Annotated in this window: 17 protein-coding genes; 15 read left to right on the top strand and 2 right to left on the bottom strand. The window is 41.1% G+C overall.

Annotated elements, in window-relative coordinates; translation table 11 throughout:
* The first annotated feature begins 361 nt into the window (after window positions 1-361).
* Together H7T99_RS01450 and mprF are read left to right on the top strand one after the other, a co-directional pair.
* The gene (locus H7T99_RS01450) at window positions 362-1,081 is read left to right on the top strand and encodes an alpha/beta fold hydrolase (protein WP_037600967.1); all 720 of its coding nucleotides are present in this window, start codon (window positions 362-364) and stop codon (window positions 1,079-1,081) included.
* Window positions 1,078-3,633 (top strand): bifunctional lysylphosphatidylglycerol flippase/synthetase MprF, encoded by a 2,556-nt coding sequence (gene mprF / locus H7T99_RS01445; RefSeq protein ID WP_037600970.1) that lies wholly within the window; start codon window positions 1,078-1,080, stop codon window positions 3,631-3,633. The genes H7T99_RS01450 and mprF overlap by 4 nt, the downstream gene beginning before the upstream one ends.
* A 54-nt stretch (window positions 3,634-3,687) precedes the next feature.
* On the opposite strand, the gene gatD is transcribed toward mprF, so the two are convergent.
* Together gatD and murT are read right to left on the bottom strand one after the other, a co-directional pair.
* Window positions 3,688-4,476 carry a lipid II isoglutaminyl synthase subunit GatD gene (gene gatD, locus H7T99_RS01440; protein WP_037600973.1) on the bottom strand — a complete coding sequence of 263 codons (789 nt, stop codon included), beginning with the start codon at window positions 4,474-4,476 and terminating at the stop codon, window positions 3,688-3,690.
* On the bottom strand, window positions 4,476-5,819 hold the full coding sequence (murT, locus tag H7T99_RS01435) for a lipid II isoglutaminyl synthase subunit MurT (protein WP_037600975.1): 1,344 nt from the start codon (window positions 5,817-5,819) through the stop codon (window positions 4,476-4,478). Before murT ends, gatD begins: the two co-directional genes overlap by 1 nt.
* Before the next feature lie 101 nt (window positions 5,820-5,920).
* On the opposite strand from murT, the gene cdaA reads away from it, so the two are divergent.
* The 13 genes from cdaA (at window position 5,921) to H7T99_RS01370 (ending at window position 18,909) form a co-directional block, all read left to right on the top strand.
* Window positions 5,921-6,772 carry a diadenylate cyclase CdaA gene (cdaA, locus tag H7T99_RS01430; RefSeq protein WP_037600978.1) on the top strand — a complete coding sequence of 284 codons (852 nt, stop codon included), beginning with the start codon at window positions 5,921-5,923 and terminating at the stop codon, window positions 6,770-6,772.
* The gene (locus tag H7T99_RS01425) at window positions 6,769-7,734 is read left to right on the top strand and encodes a YbbR-like domain-containing protein (RefSeq protein WP_002890696.1); all 966 of its coding nucleotides are present in this window, start codon (window positions 6,769-6,771) and stop codon (window positions 7,732-7,734) included. The genes cdaA and H7T99_RS01425 overlap by 4 nt, the downstream gene beginning before the upstream one ends.
* Window positions 7,735-7,954: 220 nt before the next feature.
* Window positions 7,955-9,307: a phosphoglucosamine mutase gene (gene glmM, locus H7T99_RS01420; RefSeq protein WP_037600981.1), complete on the top strand. Its 1,353-nt coding sequence runs from the start codon at window positions 7,955-7,957 to the stop codon at window positions 9,305-9,307.
* A gap of 2 nt (window positions 9,308-9,309) precedes the next feature.
* The gene (locus H7T99_RS01415; protein WP_013990768.1) at window positions 9,310-9,750 is read left to right on the top strand and encodes a GtrA family protein; all 441 of its coding nucleotides are present in this window, start codon (window positions 9,310-9,312) and stop codon (window positions 9,748-9,750) included.
* 98 nt (window positions 9,751-9,848) lie between these two features.
* The gene (locus H7T99_RS01410) at window positions 9,849-10,535 is read left to right on the top strand and encodes a tRNA (adenine(22)-N(1))-methyltransferase (RefSeq protein ID WP_037600982.1); all 687 of its coding nucleotides are present in this window, start codon (window positions 9,849-9,851) and stop codon (window positions 10,533-10,535) included.
* Window positions 10,525-11,313 (top strand): Nif3-like dinuclear metal center hexameric protein, encoded by a 789-nt coding sequence (locus H7T99_RS01405; RefSeq protein WP_037600985.1) that lies wholly within the window; start codon window positions 10,525-10,527, stop codon window positions 11,311-11,313. Before H7T99_RS01410 ends, H7T99_RS01405 begins: the two co-directional genes overlap by 11 nt.
* A gap of 12 nt (window positions 11,314-11,325) precedes the next feature.
* The gene (locus tag H7T99_RS01400; protein WP_037600988.1) at window positions 11,326-12,153 is read left to right on the top strand and encodes a ZIP family metal transporter; all 828 of its coding nucleotides are present in this window, start codon (window positions 11,326-11,328) and stop codon (window positions 12,151-12,153) included.
* Between the two features lie 66 nt (window positions 12,154-12,219).
* Complete coding sequence (locus tag H7T99_RS01395) at window positions 12,220-13,308, top strand: NAD(P)/FAD-dependent oxidoreductase (RefSeq protein ID WP_037600990.1); 1,089 nt, start codon at window positions 12,220-12,222, stop codon at window positions 13,306-13,308.
* 188 nt (window positions 13,309-13,496) lie between these two features.
* Window positions 13,497-14,843 (top strand): acyl-CoA thioester hydrolase/BAAT C-terminal domain-containing protein, encoded by a 1,347-nt coding sequence (locus H7T99_RS01390; protein ID WP_037600993.1) that lies wholly within the window; start codon window positions 13,497-13,499, stop codon window positions 14,841-14,843.
* 213 nt (window positions 14,844-15,056) lie between these two features.
* A complete protein-coding gene (gene rfbA / locus H7T99_RS01385; RefSeq protein WP_002883992.1) occupies window positions 15,057-15,926 on the top strand; it encodes a glucose-1-phosphate thymidylyltransferase RfbA in 870 nt (289 codons plus the stop codon).
* On the top strand, window positions 15,926-16,519 hold the full coding sequence (locus H7T99_RS01380; RefSeq protein ID WP_037600997.1) for a dTDP-4-dehydrorhamnose 3,5-epimerase family protein: 594 nt from the start codon (window positions 15,926-15,928) through the stop codon (window positions 16,517-16,519). The genes rfbA and H7T99_RS01380 overlap by 1 nt, the downstream gene beginning before the upstream one ends.
* A 202-nt stretch (window positions 16,520-16,721) precedes the next feature.
* The gene (rfbB, locus tag H7T99_RS01375; RefSeq protein ID WP_037601000.1) at window positions 16,722-17,768 is read left to right on the top strand and encodes a dTDP-glucose 4,6-dehydratase; all 1,047 of its coding nucleotides are present in this window, start codon (window positions 16,722-16,724) and stop codon (window positions 17,766-17,768) included.
* 64 nt (window positions 17,769-17,832) lie between these two features.
* On the top strand, window positions 17,833-18,909 hold the full coding sequence (locus H7T99_RS01370; protein ID WP_037601002.1) for a hypothetical protein: 1,077 nt from the start codon (window positions 17,833-17,835) through the stop codon (window positions 18,907-18,909).
* The last annotated feature ends 154 nt before the right edge of the window (window positions 18,910-19,063 follow it).

Raw genomic sequence — 19,063 nt, 5'->3', positions numbered from 1 at the left:
TAAATAAAGCTAGATGAGACTTCCTGTTGTGAGAAAAGTGGCTGAATCTTTTTAGTACCAGCCACTCGGAATTTTTGAGACTTTAGGCTCAAAAATTAGTCATGGAACTTCGAAGAAGGTCGCTGACGTCCGTACTCACTTAAAGGAAGTCTCAAAAAGATTATATTTAAAGAAGCCTGAAAAGGCTTTTTCTTTTTGCAGAAAATGCACAAATATTCTGACTCTTGCCTAGTGGAAGTGTTATAATGGAGTGAAGGGGGTTAGATGATTTTGGAATGTGATAAGTCCAATTCATCAGCCCTAATGCCTTATAAGACTAATTATCGTATAAGAATGCGTTAGTGAAAAGGTAGGTAATATTATGGAATTCAAAGTGAAAGATGGTCAAATCATCTATTATCGTGATCTCGGTAAAGGCTTTCCAATTGTTTTTTTGCATGGCAATAATTTGTCAGGGAATTACTTTGGTAAGCAAGGAATTCTGTATCGAGACTATCGTTTAATTTTCATTGATAGTCGTAATCACGGCAGGTCCAGTCGTCAGAGTGTCAAGATGACCTTTGAACAGATGGCTGCCGATTTGGAGGAAATTTTGCAATATTTGAATATTAAGAAGGCCTTATTTGTCGGTCATAGTGACGGTGCTAATTTGGCTATGGTTTATGCTAGTCGTTATCCTGACCGGATTGCAGGGCTCTTGCTTAATGCGGGAAATATGACCTTTAATGGGTTGACGAGACGCTCAAGATTCGCGGTCTATATACAATATCTTTGCTTAAAAGCCTTGTCACCATTTTCATCTAAAATGGATATCATGGCTCAGGTAACGGGTCTGATGCTTCATGACTTGCCACTAGATAGGGAACGTCTACATCAGGCTGCCTATCCTGTTTGGGTAGTTATGGGGCAAAGGGATGTTATCAGTATTAGGCATTCTAGAGAGATTTCAGAGCTCTTTCCGATTCATAAGCTCTATGTCCAACGTCGTGAAGGGCATCGTCTAGCTCAACGTAAATATAAGGTCTTTAATCATATGATTCGTGAGCTTGTGAGAATTAGTCGAAAAGAGGTGGTGGCATGAAGCGTTTTTTAGAGAGACTTCAACCTTTAAAAGCAGCCGTTAAATCCATCTTCTTTATCTCGATTACGGTCCTTGTCGTCATAGAATTGGTTCGTCTAAAACGGACCATCACTTTAGAGTCACTGGAGTCAGCTCTGTCCGGTTTGTCTATTTGGCATCTTGTTTTGATGGCTGTCATCGGACTAGTCGCTGTCTCCCCCATGCTCTTTTATGACATTATACTGAATAAGGAGCTAGAAACGGATTATTCCAAATCCTATATCTTAGAAACAAGTTGGGCTGTCAATACCATTAATAACTTGGCTGGTTTTGCTGGTTTGGTCGATGTGGGACTACGATATTCCTTTTATTCTGAGGATGGGCAGGAAAAGACAGGTGTTAAGGCACTTTCTCGTTTATTACCTTATTTTATGTCGGGCCTATCCCTTTTAAGTGGTTTGGTATTCGCTGTCTTTTGGTTCTTCCCTCTCAGTCCAGACTTAAGAAAATATTGGTTACTCTTATTGGGTATTTTCCTTTATCTGCCTTTTATTTTCTTTGTTTCTAGTCGTGAAAAGTTAACCTATTTTGGTCAAGTACCGTTGAAAACGAGGCTAAGTCTTCTTTTAGCTTCGACAGCTGAATGGGGAACGGCCCTGGGGAGCTTTGTCAGTGTGGCTTATTTAATGGGCTTACATGTTCCCCTTTATAATCTGGTTCCACTTTATTTCCTAGCGGTTATTATTGGTATCTTCTCTATGATTCCGGGTGGGATTGGTAGTTTTGATTTGATTGTGATTACCGGTCTGACCTCTATGGGGGTTAGCAATGCTCTTGCGGTTAGTCTGCTCTTGCTCTTTCGTTTAACCTACTACGTTATTCCCTTCTTGCTTGGTGTTATCTTCTTTTTCAAACACATGGGAGGACGTATCAACGAGAAATACTTCAAACTTTCTTCACGTGTATTTGGTGGAAGTCTCCACCGCTTTCTCGTCTATTTGCTACGTTTTTTAGGGATTTTCTTGATTTTGTCTGCCCTAATCCCTGAACGCTTGGCTAATGTCTACTTTATTAGCCGTTTTGATCCTATTCAGGAACAGTTGATTTGGCAATTCCCAAGTATCCTATTTGGTACCCTATTCATTTTCATGGCTCGTCTTATTAGACGTCGGGTTAAGGGAGCTTTTGTTGCCTCCTTGATAACCTTTGTCTTGGCCTTAATTTATGTCAATCTCAATGGTATTTCATGGGCCATGTCTTTCCTAATTTTACTCTCTTTGGTGCTTATGTTGATCATCAGAAAGAGGTTGTATCATCGTTACTTTGTTTATAGTTGGGAAGACAAAACCAAGGATTTCCTTTTCCTAGCCTTTACGATTCTGGTTCTTCTTGTTCTGGGTGGCAGCGGTTTTTGGTCTCATTTATTGCCACCTAAGAATCGGGATGTTCTTGGACATTTTGTTCATATTTGGTTTGATATTTTACTGGCATCAGTTATCATTGCAACCATAGTTTGGGGAGTCTTGAGAATTTTGGCACCCCGCAGGCCTTTTGGTCAAAGCATGGATGATGAGCGCTTCACAGCTCTCCTTGAGAAATATGGAGGTGCATCAGAAAGTGCCCTGGCTTATTTACATGATAAACGCCTCTTTTGGTATCGTGTTGATGGACAAGACCAGGTTGTTTTCCAATTTGCACAAACCAGTAACAAGTGTGTGGTTATGGGAAATCCGATAGGTAATGAAAACTATTACCGAGCAGCTTGGGAATCTTTCTTGAAGACCTTATCGGATTGGAATTTACAAGCCTTGTTTTATGAGGCAGATGAGAGTATTACCCTGATGCTTCATGATTATGGCTTTGATTTTATGAAATTTGGGGAAAATGCCATGGTTGATTTGACGTCATTTTCTGTTGATGGTAAGCATGGTAAGAAGTTCCGTAAGCCAACCAATCGTGTTGAAAAAGCAGGTTTCCAGTTTAGGTTACTTGATCCTCCATTTTCAGAGACTCAGATGCAAGAAATGAAGGCTGTCTCAGATATTTGGCTTAACGGTCGTAAGGAGAAGGGCTTCTCTCTTGGTTTCTTTGATGTAGCCTATTTGCAGCAAGCACCGATTGCTATTGTTGAGAGTGAGGAGGGAGAAATTGTAGCCTTTGCCAATATCATGCCAACCAAAAACAAACGGGTGGCGACGATTGACCTTATGCGTTATGACTTTGAAAAGGCACCTGAAGGCATCATGGATTACCTCTTTGTGAAACTCTTCCAGTACTTCCAAGCAGAAGGAAAGCAGTACTTTGATATGGGAATGGCTCCACTCGCGAATGTGGGTACTGAAGAAGATAGTTTTTTGGAAGAGAAGGTTGCCAATTTGGTCTATGTCTTTGCGCAGCGTTTTTACTCTTTTAGTGGGCTCCAACGTTATAAGGAGAAGTTCTCTCCAATTTGGTCTCCCAAATACATTGTTTATCCTAAACGAACTTGGCTCTTGTTTGATATGATTGCCATTCTAAGGATTGATAATCGAAAAATTGAAGACAGATTGAAGAAAAGACGACTTTGGAAATAGATATGAAAAAATAGCGAAACCCTAAGGGTTCCGCTATTTTGCTATGTCATAGAATTATTTTCCAAATTCTGCTTTTGATTTAGTATCTGCGTATTCTTCAGCGACTTCGCTTGAAAGAATGTCATTGTAACTTGGCAATTTAATGTCTTGGCCATATTTGTTACGAAGGGCAGTAGTGACCAAACGGTAGGCCAGGTTGGCATTACGAGAAAGAATTGGTCCATGGAAGTAGCTACCATAAACATTTTTATAGTGGACACCCTCAGAACCGTCTTCCTTGTTATTACCATTACCGTAGACCACTTTTCCAAGTGGTTTTTCATCATCAGAGAGGAAGGTACGCCCTTGGTGATTCTCAAAGCCATAGTAAGTTTCATCGAACTCTTCGTTATGGATCTTAATGTCACCAATATAACGATTATTTTCTTGATTAAGGGTGTAGTGGCCCATAACACCGATACCATCAATGCGGACACCATTAGCCTGGATGTAATATTGACCAAGAAGTTGGAAACCACCACAGATGGCAAGAATTACTTTGTTATCTTGGATGAATTGACCAATAGCCTCACGCTTAGTTGGGAGGTCTTTAGCAACGATGGATTGTTCGTAGTCTTGACCACCTCCAAAGAAGACCATGTCGTAGTGGTCCTTGTCGAAGTCATCACCAACTGAAACGATGTCGAAGGTCATCTTAGCACCAAGTTTTTCACCCACGTATTTGATCATAAGGACATTTCCGTTGTCACCGTAGGTATTGAGTAGATTACCATAAAGGTGGGCAACATTTAGGTCATAGGTGTAGTCACGATTTTCTGGAGATTTGAGTGAAGTATAAGTCATTAGTTCATCTCCTTTCCGACAGCATGACGTTGGGCAAGAATATCACGGAATTCAAGCATGGCAGTATAGGTCGCTAAGATATAGGCATGATCGCAATCTTGTTTTTCAATCAAGGCCATAATATCTTCAAGTTTTTCTGCTTGCGTAATCTTTTCTTCTGGATAGCCAGTTACACGAAGACGGCGGGCAATTTCAGAATGGCGAACACCACCAGCGTTAATCTCAGGGATATCCATCTCGAGAATGCTTTCGAAGTTGGCATCCCAAATCCAACTGGTGTCAATACCATCAGCATAGTTGGCGTTAAGAAGGACTGACAAGCTAAATGGATAATCTGCAAGTTTAATCATATCCAGAGCTTGGCTAGCTCCCACAGGATTCTTAATTAGTACGAGAGTACATGATTTGTCACCAATCTTAAAGGTTTCTTGGCGTCCAAAGACAGCACGACTCTTATCAAAACCAGCTTTGATTTGCTCTGGAGCCACTCCGAAGAATTCAGCGACAGAGACGGCAGCAAGGGCATTGTAGATGTTATAAAGACCACCGACATTAATCTTGTAATCTTGTCCATCAATGACAAATTCAGAAGTAGTGTTAGTGATTTTAGTCAACTCTGTTAGCTTATAGTCTAATTCTGGACGGTGGAAGTCACAGTTGAGGCATACATAGTCACCCAGATTAGCATAAGTATTGAGGCGATACTGAAGAATGCTCTCACATTTAGGGCAGACAATTCCTTCGGTATTATAATGTGCCAGCTCTGGAGCGTGTTTTTCAGTGTCAAAACCATAGAAGCGTACAGGATTGACCACTTCTTTAGAATTAAAGAGAGGACTGTCCCCATTGGCCAAAATAGTGGCCTCAGGTGCCTTAGCAGCACCATCTAAAATCATCTGATAAGTGGTATAGATTTCACCATAGCGGTCCATTTGGTCACGGAAAATATTTGTGAAGACAAAAAGACTTGGAGTGATGTATTCAGTGATTTTTGGAAGGCTAGCCTCGTCAATTTCTAAGACAGCGATTTTCTTACCAGACTTGGCTTTTTTAGCTGTTAGGAAAGTAGAAGTGATTCCTGTGATCATGTTGGCCCCACTAGGATTGGTCACAATCTCACCAAAAGCTTCTTTAAGAATTCCTACTGTTAAAGCTGTTGTCAGAGTCTTACCATTGGTTCCAGTGACAACGACAATCTCGTAGTCCTTGGCTAAAGTGTCTAAAATATCTTTGTCAAATTTAAGGGCGATTTTTCCAGGCAGGGTTGAGCCACGTCCCAATTTTGAAAGGACGAAATGGCTAGCTTTTCCCGCTAGAATTCCCATGGTAGTTTTCATAGTCATGAATTTATTTTATCACAAAAAGTAGTGATTGTAGTCTCAAAATAGTTAGAATTCGTGGTATAATAGAAACTGTTTAAAAATTAAAAGAAAGTGTGATATGTATGGGATTACTTTCGTCCATTGATATTGATTTTTGGCGGTCACTCTTTGATAGTCCGCTGAAAGTTATCGTCAATAGTTTGGACATATTGATTGTTACTTTTTTAATTTATCGCTTTATTAGGGCCCTACGAGGGACAAAAATTATGACCCTTGTTCAAGGGGTTGTCTTATTTATTTTAGTCAAACTGATTTCTGATTTTATAGGCTTCACGACGATTTCTTATTTGATGAATCAGGTTATCAACTATGGCGCCATTGCGGCGGTTGTAATCTTTGCGCCAGAGCTTCGTTCTGCACTTGAAACCTTTGGACGTACGCCTCAGCATTTTTTGCAAAATAAAGAGGTTAGCTCAGATGAGAAGTTGGTTCAAGCCTTCGTTAAAGCTGTTAAGTACATGAGTCCTCGTAAGATTGGGGCGCTGGTTTCTATTGAACAGACTCAGACCTTACAAGAGCAGATTGCGACAGGTATTCCACTTGATGCAGTGGTGACTGGGGAACTGTTAATTAATATTTTCATCCCAAATACACCGCTTCATGATGGGGCTGTTATCATCAGAGATAACAAGGTTGCGACGGCTTGTTCTTATCTGCCATTGACGGAATCTAATAAGATTTCCAAAGAGTTTGGGACTAGACATAGGGCTGCTATTGGTCTTTCAGAACAGACAGATGCACTGACCTTTGTTGTGTCTGAGGAAACTGGTGCGATTTCAATTGCTTACAAGGGAAATTTCATCCATGATCTCTCTGTTCAAGAATTTGAACAAGAGTTGAGTCTTATCTTGTTGAAAGAACAAGAACCACGTCAGTCATTCTTCCAACGTTGGATGGGAGGTAGCAAAAAATGAAGCGTTTCGTAAATTTCTTTAAAAACGATCGTTTATGGCAGATGCTAGTTGCTCTCTTCTTTGCTGTGGTACTCTTTTTCACGGCATGGTCGGGAAATACGCAAAATAAAAACAATAGTTCAAGTGCATCTAATACCTTTACACAAACCGTTGAGTCGGTTCCTGTGGATATTAAATATGATAGTGATAAGTACTTTATCAGTGGTTATTCCTATGATGCCGAAGTCTATTTGACAGCGACAACACAGCTGGCTTTAACGACAGAGACAAGTAGTGATACGCGTCACTTTAAATTAGTTGCTGATTTGTCGAATCTGGGTCAAGGAACCAGTCGAGTACCTATTCAGGTTAAGGATCTTCCAGCTGGAATGTCTGCACAAGTATCGCCATCAACCTTGACGGCGACTATTGGTAAAAAAGCCAGCAAGACCTTTGACGTCGTAGCTAACATCACATCAGATAAGTTAGCAAATGGCTATGAAGTTAAAAAAGTTAGCCTGGATGCAACCAAGGTAGAGGTGACGTCAAGTGAAGATATCATTAACCAGATTGATCATGTTCAAGCAGTATTGGAAGGCGATTCCAACCTGTCTGAAGATTATGATGGGAACTTGGTCCTTCAAGCAGTTTCGACCAATGGAACAGTCCTAGCAAGTTCAATCTCACCAGCTAAGGTGCATGCCAAGATTAGTTTGCGAAAATTAAGCAAATCTGTTCCTGTCAAGGTCGAACTGACTGGAGATAAGGCTAGCAATGTGTCTAGTATCAGCTATAGCTTTAATCGTGGACATGTGACTATTGTTGGTAGCCAAGAAGCTATGGATAAGATTGATAGCATTACAGTCCCTGTGGACATTAGCCAAGTGACTAAGGACACTTCAAAAACAATAGACCTTAAGGCAGAAGGTGTTACGGTTCAGCCTGGCACTGTTAAGGTTAACTTAAAAGTTACGCAAAAATAGGGGAGTTACATTTTTCCTAAATTCATGTATAATGGATGGGATTGAGAGGGACTAATCTCATAAAAATGTAACCAATTAAAAATGTTTAAAATCAAGGGTTGAAAATATTGGCGAAATCTTATAAAGTTAGATTGTCTAGATAGATTTCACTAGATTGACTCTTGCTAAACAGCATCACAGTTTAAGGAGGATTTAGTGCTCAAGCACTAATAATAAAATTATGGGTAAATATTTTGGAACAGACGGTGTTCGTGGAGAAGCAAACGTTGAACTTACGCCTGAATTGGCCTTTAAATTAGGTCGTTTTGGTGGTTATGTGCTTAGCCAACATGAGACTGGCCGTCCTAAAGTTTTTGTGGCACGTGATACACGTATCTCTGGTGAGATGTTAGAATCTGCCTTAGTAGCAGGTTTGCTCTCAGTGGGTATTGAAGTCTACAAACTTGGAGTACTTGCGACACCTGGTGTCTCATATTTGGTTCGTACAGAAAATGCAAGTGCCGGTGTTATGATTTCAGCCAGCCATAATCCAGCTCTTGATAATGGTATCAAGTTCTTTGGTGGCGATGGTTTTAAATTGGATGATGCGCGTGAAGCGGAAATTGAAGCCCTTCTCGATGCTACAGAAGATACGCTTCCACGCCCTTCGGCTGAAGGACTTGGAACACTTGTGGATTATCCAGAGGGTCTTCGTAAATACGAAAAATTCTTGGTGGCTACAGGTGTTGACCTTGGTGGTATGAAGGTTGCCTTGGATGCGGCTAATGGTGCAGCTGCGGTATCCGCACGTAATATTTTCCTTGATTTGAACGCAGAAATCGCTGTAATTGGTGACCAACCTGATGGCCTTAACATCAATGCTGGTGTTGGTTCGACACACCCAGAGCAGTTGCAAGCCTTGGTTAAAGAAACTGGCTCAGCTATCGGTCTTGCTTTTGATGGTGACAGTGACCGTCTCATCGCTGTTGATGAAAATGGTGATATTGTTGATGGTGATAAGGTGATGTATATCATCGGTAAACATTTGTCTCAAAAGGGCGAGTTGGCTAAAAATACCATTGTGACAACAGTTATGTCAAACCTTGGTTTCCACAAGGCACTTGACCGTGAAGGCATTAACAAGGCAGTGACTGCTGTTGGTGACCGTTATGTTGTCGAAGAAATGCGTAAAAATGGCTACAACCTTGGTGGTGAACAATCTGGACACGTTATTATCATGGATTACAACACAACTGGTGATGGTCAATTGACAGCAATCCAATTGACTAAAGTCATGGTTGAAACAGGTAAGAGCTTGTCTGAATTGGCTTCAGAAGTGACCATCTATCCACAAAAATTGGTTAATATCCGTGTGGAAAATAGCATGAAAGATAAGGCTATGGAAGTTCCTGCAATTGCCGCCATCATTGAAAAAATGGAAGCTGAGATGGCTGGAAATGGACGTATCTTGGTTCGTCCAAGTGGTACCGAACCTCTTCTTCGTGTTATGGCAGAAGCCCCAACAGATGATGAAGTGAACTACTATGTTGATACGATTGCCGATGTTGTTCGTGCAGAAATTGGATTGGACTAAGTATGATAGCTAAGCTCAGAGCCTTCATGGCCACCGAAGTTTTCAAGTACCTTTTCTTTGGTGTCTTGGCAACGTTGGTCTATATGGTCAGTCGTACTTTGATTTTCCAGTTTACCCAACAAGGAACACTTTCAGCAGTCTTAGCAAATGCGATTGCCATTATCTTTGCCTTTTTTACAAATGACATGTTTGTCTTTAATCAGGAAAAGACAGGTATGGTTACGCGCTTTGTTAAGTTCGTGGGTGCTCGCCTATTGACCTTGGTCTTGGATTTGGCTCTGGCCTATTTCTTGGTCGATACCTATCCAGAAATTATTGGTCAATTTGTTGGTCATAGTCATGCTTGGGTAAACGGTATCGAGAGCCTCTTCTCTCAGGTCCTTATCATTGTATTGAACTATATTATTTCTAAATTCTTCGTCTTTACAGGCGAGAAAGTATAAGCAAAAAGGAAGTTGTTAGGAAATGTGTTAAAAGCATTTCTTACCAACCTCCTTTTTTGATATAATTGAAGAGACTTAAAAAAATAGAAAGATGAAACATGTACGTACAATTATCTCAACGCCTTAAGGATGTAGCAACCTATGTTCCCAAAGGCGCAAAACTCTTGGATGTAGGCAGTGATCATGCCTATCTTCCGATTTATTTACTTGAAAAAGGCCTGATTACTTCAGCTATTGCTGGAGAAGTGGTAAAAGGGCCCTATGAATCTGCTCTTGCTAATGTCTCAGCTTCTGGTTTCCAAGATAAAATCGAGGTGCGCTTGGCTAATGGCTTGGCTGCCTTTGAGCCTGCTGATGACGTAACCACTATCACGATTTGTGGTATGGGAGGACGTCTTATTGCGGATATCCTTGATGCTGGAAAGGACAAACTTAAGGGCGTAGACCGTCTGATTTTACAACCAAATAATCGTGAAGATGATCTCCGTATGTGGTTGATGGAAAATGGTTTTGAGATTATTGCAGAGTCTATCATGACTGAAAATGGCAAATACTACGAAATCATGGTGGCAGAAGCTGGACACATGAGCCTTTCGGACAAGGAAGTGCGTTTTGGTCCTCATCTCATGAAAGACCAATCTCAGGTTTTCCAGATCAAATGGCAACGTGAAATCAATAAATTAGAGATTGCTTTAGGATCCATTCCACTGGCCAATCAGGCTGATCGTACAGCTATTGAAGATAAAATTCAAACCATTAAGGAGGTTTTGAATCATGTTAGCTAGTGAACTTATTAAGACTTATGAAGAATTTTGTCCACAGGAGCTTTCTATGGAAGGTGATGTGGTTGGCTTGCAGATTGGCAGTCTGGACAAGGAAATTCAGAAGGTCATGGTTACCTTGGATGTTCGTGAAAATACGGTAGCCGAAGCCATTGAAAAAGGTGTGGGCCTCATTATTGCTAAACATGCTCCAATTTTTCGTCCAGTTAAGGATTTGGTGTCTTCGCCTGACCGAGATATTTTACTTGACCTGGTTAAGCATGATATTGCAGTCTATGTGAGTCATACTAATATTGATGTCGTTAATGATGGACTTAATGATTGGTTCTGTGACTTACTTGACATTAAAGACACCACTTATTTAACGCAGACTTCTGAAAATCATGGAATCGGTCGAGTGGGTGATATCGTGCCTCAGACTATTGAAGAACTTGCTCTTAAAGTCAAGTCTGTTTTTGCCTTAGATAGTGTTCGCTTAGTTCGTTATAATCATGACAATCCTCTAGTTAGCCGTGTGGCTATTTGTGGGGGTAGCGGTCAAGGATTTTACCAGGATGCTTTGAAAAAGGGCGCACAAGTCTTCATCACTGGTGATGTTTACTACCATACAGGACAGGAAATGATTACTAATGGTCTCTTGGCAATTGATCCCGGGCACCATATCGAAGCCCTTTTTATCTCAAAGATTGCTGAGAAACTTGAGGCTTGGAAACTTGAGCATGATTGGAATGTGACCATACTTGAAAGTCAGTCCTCAACCAATCCTTTTGACCATTTGTAGGAGGATGTGTCTGTGACTTGGCTTTTACATCAAAATGTGGTCTTTTTGGCCTTGCTTGCTGGTCTTTTTACTTGGGGCTGTACCATTGTCGGATCGGCCATTGTTTTCTTCTTCAAGAATATTAGCCGTAAATTACTAGATATCATGATGGGCTTTGCGGCAGGTGTCATGATTGCAGCCTCTTTTTGGTCGCTTTTGGACCCCTCTTTAACTTATGCGACTCAAAATGGCTATGGGAAGTGGTCATGGTTCCCTGCGGCAGCTGGTTTCTTGCTTGGAGGTGTTGCCCTTCGTTTGATTGATGCCGTCGTTCCCCATTTGCATTTGGGGAATGACATCTCTAAAGCAGAAGGTATTCAACCTCGTAAGAAAAAGTTGTCCAAGACAGCCCTGCTCTTTTTGGCTATCACCATTCATAATTTTCCAGAGGGATTAGCAGTCGGTGTGACTTTCGGAGCCTTGGCTGGTGGCAATATGACATTCGCGGGTCTTATGGGAGCCATTGGTCTAGCTATAGGTATTGGTTTGCAGAATGTCCCTGAAGGTGCAGCCCTCTCAGTTCCTATTCGAGCAGATGGAAAATCTCGTATCAAGGCCTTTTATTGGGGATCTATGTCAGCCATCGTGGAGCCTATAGGGGCTGTTATGGGAGCTGCCCTTGTCATGTTGATGATGGCAATCATTCCTTATGCTTTGGCCTTTGCGGCTGGTGCCATGATTTTTGTGGTAACGGAGGAATTGATTCCTGAATCACAAACCAATGGTAATACTGACGTAGCAACCTTGGGGCTCATGGTTGGCTTTGTCGTCATGATGGTCATGGACGTGGCCTTGGGGTAAAAGAATAATAAAAAGCTGTGCCTATTGATATAGGACTCAGCTCTTTTCAAATAGATGGAGTAAAAAATGAAAATTGCAATCGTTGGTGCAGGTATCGTCGGTTCAACGGCTGCCTACTACTTATCAAAAGAAAAAGGCGTAGAAGTTACAGTATTTGATCATGGTCTTGGACAAGCAACCAAGGCAGCAGCAGGGATTATCAGCCCCTGGTTTTCCAAGCGTCGTAATAAGGCTTGGTATCGCATGGCCCGTTTGGGAGCCGATTTTTACCAAGATTTAGTTTCAGATCTTGAAAAAGATGGTTATGACACGAGCTTCTATGATCAGTCTGGTGTAGCCCTTCTCAAGAAAGACGATAGTAAATTGGACGCTTTGTACCAGCATGCAAAAACGAGACTAGAAGAATCACCCATTATTGGTGAACTCTCTATAAAAAATGCTGAGGATCTCCCTGAATTCACTGGATTTGACCATTATCTCTATGCTTCTGGAGGAGCCAGAGTGGAAGGAGCAGAGTTGACAGCGACCTTGATTGAGGCCTCTGGTTTTGTAAAGGTGGAAGGACCAGTTACACTCTCTCCTCTTGACAATGGCACTTACGAGATTAATGCTCAAACTTTTGATAAGGTCATTCTCGCTTGTGGTGCCTGGCTAGGTCAAACGCTTGAACCCCTTGGTTTTGAAGTAGATGTTCGCCCCCAAAAAGGTCAATTACGTGACTATTTCTTTGAGGGGTTAGATACTGGTAAGTTGCCTGTTTTGATGCCAGAGGGCGAACTAGATGTCATCCCCTTTGCAGGTGGAAAGATTTCGGTAGGGGCCAGCCACGAAAATGACCAAGGCTTTGATTTGACAGTTGATGAGACTGTACTTGCAAGTCTGGAGGAAGAGGCTAAGACCTATTTCCCTGACTTAAGTACGGCCAAGTCCTTCTCAGAACGTGTGGGAACGAGAGCCTACACGAGTGATTTCTCTCCTCTCTTTGGAGAAGTTCCAGAGCTTGAGAGTGTCTTTGTTGCTTCTGGTTTAGGATCTTCAGGGCTCACGACAGGGCCACTGATTGGAAAAAATCTGGTTGATTTGGCCATGAATCGACCTGGTAGCTTGGATAGTGCGGACTATCCAGTGCCTCAGTACATTAAGAAAAAAGACTAATAGTATTAAAGTTCTTCTAGATATTTAGACTCAAGAATCAGCTGGCTATTTCTCTCTATTGAGGGATGTTGGCTGATTCTTTTTTTATTAGAGTTATTTACATCTATTTCTTATTTGATTAGAAAATGATAAAATAGTAACTGTTCATCGATTGTAGGTGAATACTAATAAAAAAATGGGGAGGGACTATGTTCCAAAAAGTTAAAGTATATGTGACAGTCTTTGTTTCCTTGTTAGCCATAAGTTTAGGCTTGTCTGTCAAAGCAGGGGCAGCAGAAGACTTGGCAGTGACAAAGACAAAAATTGTCCTAGAGAGTTATGAGTTTGGTCCTGCTGTAACCAAAGTCATTTTTGAATTTAATCAGAAGGTCACGCCAGAGGTTGTCCACAGCTCAACCCAGGTTACAACAGCAGGAGTTAGTCGTCAGGTGACGAATTCTTATGTGTCCGACGATCAGGGGCATGTGGTCTATTATGATAACAGCAAGTACGTGACGCTTGAATTGAGCCTACCTTCTTATAATCGCTACAACATGGGTGGAAATGCTGAACCTATGTATTTTAACCTTTCTACTTGGACTAACCAATGGCTGGAAAGTTATATGGTATCAATGAAAGATTTGTCAGTAGTGGCAGAAGGTAGTAGTCAGTCGCAAATGGTGTCTTCTGAGCAAGATGCCATCAATAATCGTTTGATGCCAACAACGGAGGTTTTCGATGAGCGAGGGCAGGTAGGTAACATGCAGTATGCGGCTTATAGTGCCCAGACCGGTACGGGAAATAGCACCAAACCTTTGATAGTCTGGCTACACGGCATTGGTGAAAGAGGGACAGATATGAATATTCCGCTTCTTTCAAATGACGTTTATGCGCTTACCCAGTCTGATATTCAAGGTCATTTCTTAACAACCGGTGATCAGGCGCGTGGGGTCAATGTGCTTGCTGTTCAAACGCAGACACCTTGGGGGTCGGATAATGCAGCACAACTCAAAGAGACCATTGATACATACCTAGCTAATCACCCAGAGGTAGATAAGGGACGAATTTATCTTGCAGGGGTTTCCAATGGTGGTGGTATGGTCTTGACCATGGGAGCAACCTATCCAGATTATTTTGCAGCTCTCATTCCAATTGCTGCTCCCTTAACTGTTGACCAATCTGGGATTGATAAACTGAAGGACCAGCCTATGTGGTTGATTCACACGAAAGCAGACGCAACAGTTCAACCAGAAAATAGTGTCTTGCCTCTATACAAGAGTTTGATTACCTCTGGAGCTTCTAACAAATGGTTTTCATACTTTGAAACAGCTACCGGGACTGATCTTCCTGGTACAGAGTATGATGGGCATTGGGCTTGGATTTATTTCTTCCATGACCAGGTGATTGGCGTTCAGCATCCTGAAAATACGAAGAATTGGGATGGTTATAGTGGTATGGTAGCCACTGACCCAACCTATGGCGGTGGCTCTCGAGCTAGTGTCAATGGGCAAACCTATAACAGTATCTTTGACTGGATGAGTGCACAAAGGCACTGAAGAAGATGATGATTACGCTTTCTAAGGAAAGTGCTACAAGAGATTATCTTCAATCTAAAAGGGTTTCAATCGAAATCCTTTTTTCATTGGATTAAGAAAATGGACACTTGTGATTTTCTTAATGAAAGCTTAAGAACATAGGGTTTACCGTGACAAGAGGGCTGAAAAATGCTAAAATATAGGTAATATATTAGAGAAAAAAGGAGCCTTCTTATGAAAGGTATTATTCTTGCAGGCGGTTCAGGGACGCGTCTGTATCCATTGACTCGTGCTGCATCAAAACAACTGATGCCGATTTACGATAAACCAATGATTTATTACCCACTATCAACGCTTATGTTGGCTGGTATTAAGGAAATCCTCATCATCTCAACCCCACAGGACCTTCCACGTTTTGAAGAGCTCCTTGGTGATGGTTCTGAGTTCGGTATTTCCCTGTCTTACGCAGTACAACCAAGTCCAGATGGATTGGCTCAAGCCTTTATCATTGGTGAAGACTTCATTGGTGATGATAGTGTTGCCCTTGTTCTTGGGGACAATATTTTCCATGGCAATGGTCTCTCTGCCATGCTTCAACGTGCTGAAGCTAAGGAAAAAGGAGCTACAGTCTTTGGTTATCAAGTTAAGGATCCAGAACGTTTTGGTGTTGTTGAATTTGACGACAATATGAATGCCATCTCAATCGAGGAGAAACCTGAGCATCCAAAATCAAACTTTGCTGTAACTGGACTTTATTTCTATGACAATGATGTTGTGGAAATTGCTAAAAATATCAAGCCAAGTCCTCGTGGCGAACTTGAAATCACGGATGTTAACAAGGCTTACTTAGAACGTGGTGACCTCTCTGTTGAACTTATGGGACGTGGCTTTGCTTGGTTGGATACAGGCACTCACGAAAGTCTCTTGCAAGCTGCTCAGTACATTGAAACAGTTCAACGTTTGCAAAATGTTCAAGTGGCTAACCTTGAGGAAATTGCCTATCGCATGGGCTACATTACTAAAGAGCAGGTCCTCGAATTGGCACAACCACTTAAGAAGAATGAATACGGGCAATATTTGCTCCGTTTGATTGGAGAAGCATAATGACTGAACAATTTTTTGGTAAAGAATTAGCTGCACGTAAGATTGAAGCCATCCCAGGTTTACTTGAATTTGATATTCCAGTACATGGAGATAACCGTGGATGGTTCAAGGAAAACTTCCAAAAGGAAAAAATGTTGCCGCTTGGTTTTCCAGAATCATTCTTTGCAGAAGGAAAATTGCAAAACAATGTTTCTTTCTCACGAAAAAATGTTTTACGTGGTTTGCACGCTGAGCCTTGGGATAAATACATCTCAGTAGCAGATGAAGGAAAGGTTCTTGGAACATGGGTTGACCTTCGTGAAGGCGAAACGTTTGGAAATACTTACCAAACAGTCATTGATGCCTCAAAAGGAATCTTTGTTCCTCGTGGTGTTGCCAATGGTTTTCAAGTTTTGTCTGACAAAGTATCCTATAGCTACCTTGTGAACGACTACTGGGCACTTGAGCTTAAACCTAAATACGCCTTTGTCAATTACGCAGACCCAAGCCTTGATATCAAGTGGGAAAACTTGGAAGAAGCAGAAGTCTCAGAAGCAGATAAAAACCACCCATTACTCAAAGACGTTAAACCCCTAAAAGCAGAAGATTTGTAAGAATGAGTCTTGCATAGCAGTATCGCGACTGCAAGGAGCGTTATAAGATCGTTCCTGCCCTAGTGGGAACAAGATTCCCTAAGGGAATCTTGTAGGGAAATCCGGAGACTTAGGCTCCGGATTTAGCCATGAAACCAAAGGGTTGCTGGCGTCCCTCACTAGCTAAAGGAACGGTCAAGGAACTAAGAAATTTGGAGAAAAAATGACTGAATATAAAAATATCATCGTAACTGGTGGCGCAGGTTTCATCGGTTCAAACTTCGTACACTATGTCTACAACAATCATCCAGACGTGCATGTGACTGTCCTTGACAAGCTCACTTACGCTGGTAACCGTGCTAACATTGAAGAAATCCTTGGTGACCGTGTTGAATTGGTTGTTGGTGATATTGCTGACGCTGAATTGGTTGATAAATTGGCTGCTAAGGCTGATGCTATCGTTCACTACGCGGCTGAAAGTCACAATGATAATTCATTGAACGACCCATCACCATTTATCCACACAAACTTTATTGGTACATACACACTTTTGGAAGCTGCTCGTAAATATGATATTCGTTTCCACCACGTGTCAACAGACGAAGTGTATGGTGACCTTCCATTGCGTGAAGATCTCCCTGGACATGGTGAAGGTCCTGGTGAAAAATTCACAGCAGAAACCAAATACAACCCATCATCACCTTATTCATCAACTAAGGCTGCTTCAGACCTTATTGTTAAGGCATGGGTGCGTTCATTTGGTGTTAAGGCAACTATTTCAAACTGCTCAAACAACTATGGACCATACCAACACATCGAAAAATTCATCCCACGTCAAATCACCAATATCTTGTCAGGGATTAAACCAAAACTTTACGGTGAAGGTAAAAACGTCCGTGACTGGATTCACACTAATGACCACTCAACTGGTGTTTGGGCCATCCTTACTAAGGGCCGTATCGGTGAGACTTACTTGATTGGTGCTGATGGTGAAAAGAATAACAAGGAAGTGCTTGAACTCATCCTTGAAAAAATGGGTCAACCAAAAGATGCTTACGACCGTGTAACAGACCGTGCTGGTCACGATTTGCGTTACGCGATTGATTCAACAAAATTGCGTGAAGAACTTGGTTGGGAACCACAATTCACAAACTTCGAATCAGGTTTGGAAGAAACGATTAGGTGGTATACAGATCACCAAGATTGGTGGAAAGCTGAAAAAGAAGCTGTTGAAGCTAACTACGCTAAGACTCAAGAAGTGCTTAAATAATTGAAAAATCTATCACTTCCAAGCTAGTGATAGATTTTTCTGTTAAGAACTGTTAGGAGAGATGATGAATAGAAAAGAATGGATTGAATATTTTGAAGCGATTAATAATCGTAAGCCCACTATTCAGGAGTGTCAGCAGGCCCTTCTAAATGGTGAATTTGTTATGGAAGGAAAACAAGTTAATTTTTCCAACAATGGAAATTCCGTGACTGCAGGAACCATGCCTTTACCAAATCAAATAGTTAACCAACCTTATGCACAGCAAATGGTCTTTGTTAAGAAGAAAAAGTTTGGGAAGAAGACTTTTATTGGTCTTGGTATTGCTTTATTTCTTATTGTAGCAACAAGTCTTGGCCTCTTTTTGTTTTCTTCCAAAGGAACAAACTTGGGTGGTTTGTGGGTAACTAGTGATAATGCTGGTTTGGTTTATGAGTTAAGTGGGAAAAAGTCAAAACTTGTTGCAGGCCATAGGGAAGAAGAAATCAAAGAAATCTCTATTGGTCAGAAAGTAAGACAGAAGTTTGAAAAAAACTTAGAGGACGTCAGTGATTCAAAACTAAAAACGATTGCTGATTTTGACAAGAAATACCAATTACAGACAAAAGAGATCATCCTGGTAAAGACGGAAGTGTTTGGATACTATAATCTGATTCAGAAAGATGGGACAAACTTAGTTCTAGATTTATTCTTATCAGACCTCCACTACGGATCAAGAAGTACCAAAGATTTAAAAAAGACATGTCTTTTTCATAAGGCAGAGGTTCCAAAAGTTTTTGTTGGGCAATGGAAAAAATTTGATTCTGATGATGATTCAGAAGTAGAAGGGACTATCTCTGAAAATGGGGTTGTTACTACAGATTCTGATGGTAAAGATATCTTAATTGCTAAGCCTTTAAAAGAATATCTGGTGGATCAATCAGGCAGCGTAGATAATGGTAAGGTGCAAAAAGAGTTTGCTAAAATACAGAAGTCTCTTAAGTCACATGGTTATCATGCTAAGAGTGTTAATGACATCTACCACGATGCGAGCAAGTCATACTATTATGTCCTTGTAGATGGTGGTAAGCGCATTATTCTCTTAGAGGATAGCTTTAACCTTCTCTCTTATAAAGGTTATCTTGAAAGAGAAGAAAAGCACTAAACAGGATACCTTTCGCAGATGAATCGTTCTTAAATAATAGTCCAAAGTCTATCATTCCTATGGGAATGATAGACTTTTTTGCTTACACAGACATGTTAACTTAAGACAGGGATACAAACAATGACGTAAATGTTACAAAATTACAAATAATACT

The organism is Streptococcus sp. 17.1, from assembly GCF_016648655.1.
GTDB classification, from domain to species: Bacteria; Bacillota; Bacilli; order Lactobacillales; family Streptococcaceae; genus Streptococcus; species Streptococcus salivarius_E.
The sequence above is the reverse complement of the archived record's forward strand: the minus strand, read 5'-3'. Positions and strand labels throughout refer to the sequence as shown.

Bases quoted from the DNA above. Each gene is read 5' to 3' on its own strand.
- gatD (WP_037600973.1), bottom strand. From the start codon at position 4,476: ATGACTTATACTTCACTCAAATCTCCAGAAAATCGTGACTACACCTAT.
- H7T99_RS01370 (WP_037601002.1), top strand. From the start codon at position 17,833: ATGAATAGAAAAGAATGGATTGAATATTTTGAAGCGATTAATAATCGT.
- rfbA (WP_002883992.1), top strand. From the start codon at position 15,057: ATGAAAGGTATTATTCTTGCAGGCGGTTCAGGGACGCGTCTGTATCCA.
- H7T99_RS01450 (WP_037600967.1), top strand. From the start codon at position 362: ATGGAATTCAAAGTGAAAGATGGTCAAATCATCTATTATCGTGATCTC.
- glmM (WP_037600981.1), top strand. From the start codon at position 7,955: ATGGGTAAATATTTTGGAACAGACGGTGTTCGTGGAGAAGCAAACGTT.
- H7T99_RS01410 (WP_037600982.1), top strand. From the start codon at position 9,849: ATGTACGTACAATTATCTCAACGCCTTAAGGATGTAGCAACCTATGTT.
- H7T99_RS01415 (WP_013990768.1), top strand. From the start codon at position 9,310: ATGATAGCTAAGCTCAGAGCCTTCATGGCCACCGAAGTTTTCAAGTAC.
- H7T99_RS01380 (WP_037600997.1), top strand. From the start codon at position 15,926: ATGACTGAACAATTTTTTGGTAAAGAATTAGCTGCACGTAAGATTGAA.
- H7T99_RS01405 (WP_037600985.1), top strand. From the start codon at position 10,525: ATGTTAGCTAGTGAACTTATTAAGACTTATGAAGAATTTTGTCCACAG.
- murT (WP_037600975.1), bottom strand. From the start codon at position 5,819: ATGACTATGAAAACTACCATGGGAATTCTAGCGGGAAAAGCTAGCCAT.
- H7T99_RS01425 (WP_002890696.1), top strand. From the start codon at position 6,769: ATGAAGCGTTTCGTAAATTTCTTTAAAAACGATCGTTTATGGCAGATG.
- H7T99_RS01395 (WP_037600990.1), top strand. From the start codon at position 12,220: ATGAAAATTGCAATCGTTGGTGCAGGTATCGTCGGTTCAACGGCTGCC.
- H7T99_RS01390 (WP_037600993.1), top strand. From the start codon at position 13,497: ATGTTCCAAAAAGTTAAAGTATATGTGACAGTCTTTGTTTCCTTGTTA.
- cdaA (WP_037600978.1), top strand. From the start codon at position 5,921: ATGGGATTACTTTCGTCCATTGATATTGATTTTTGGCGGTCACTCTTT.
- rfbB (WP_037601000.1), top strand. From the start codon at position 16,722: ATGACTGAATATAAAAATATCATCGTAACTGGTGGCGCAGGTTTCATC.
- mprF (WP_037600970.1), top strand. From the start codon at position 1,078: ATGAAGCGTTTTTTAGAGAGACTTCAACCTTTAAAAGCAGCCGTTAAA.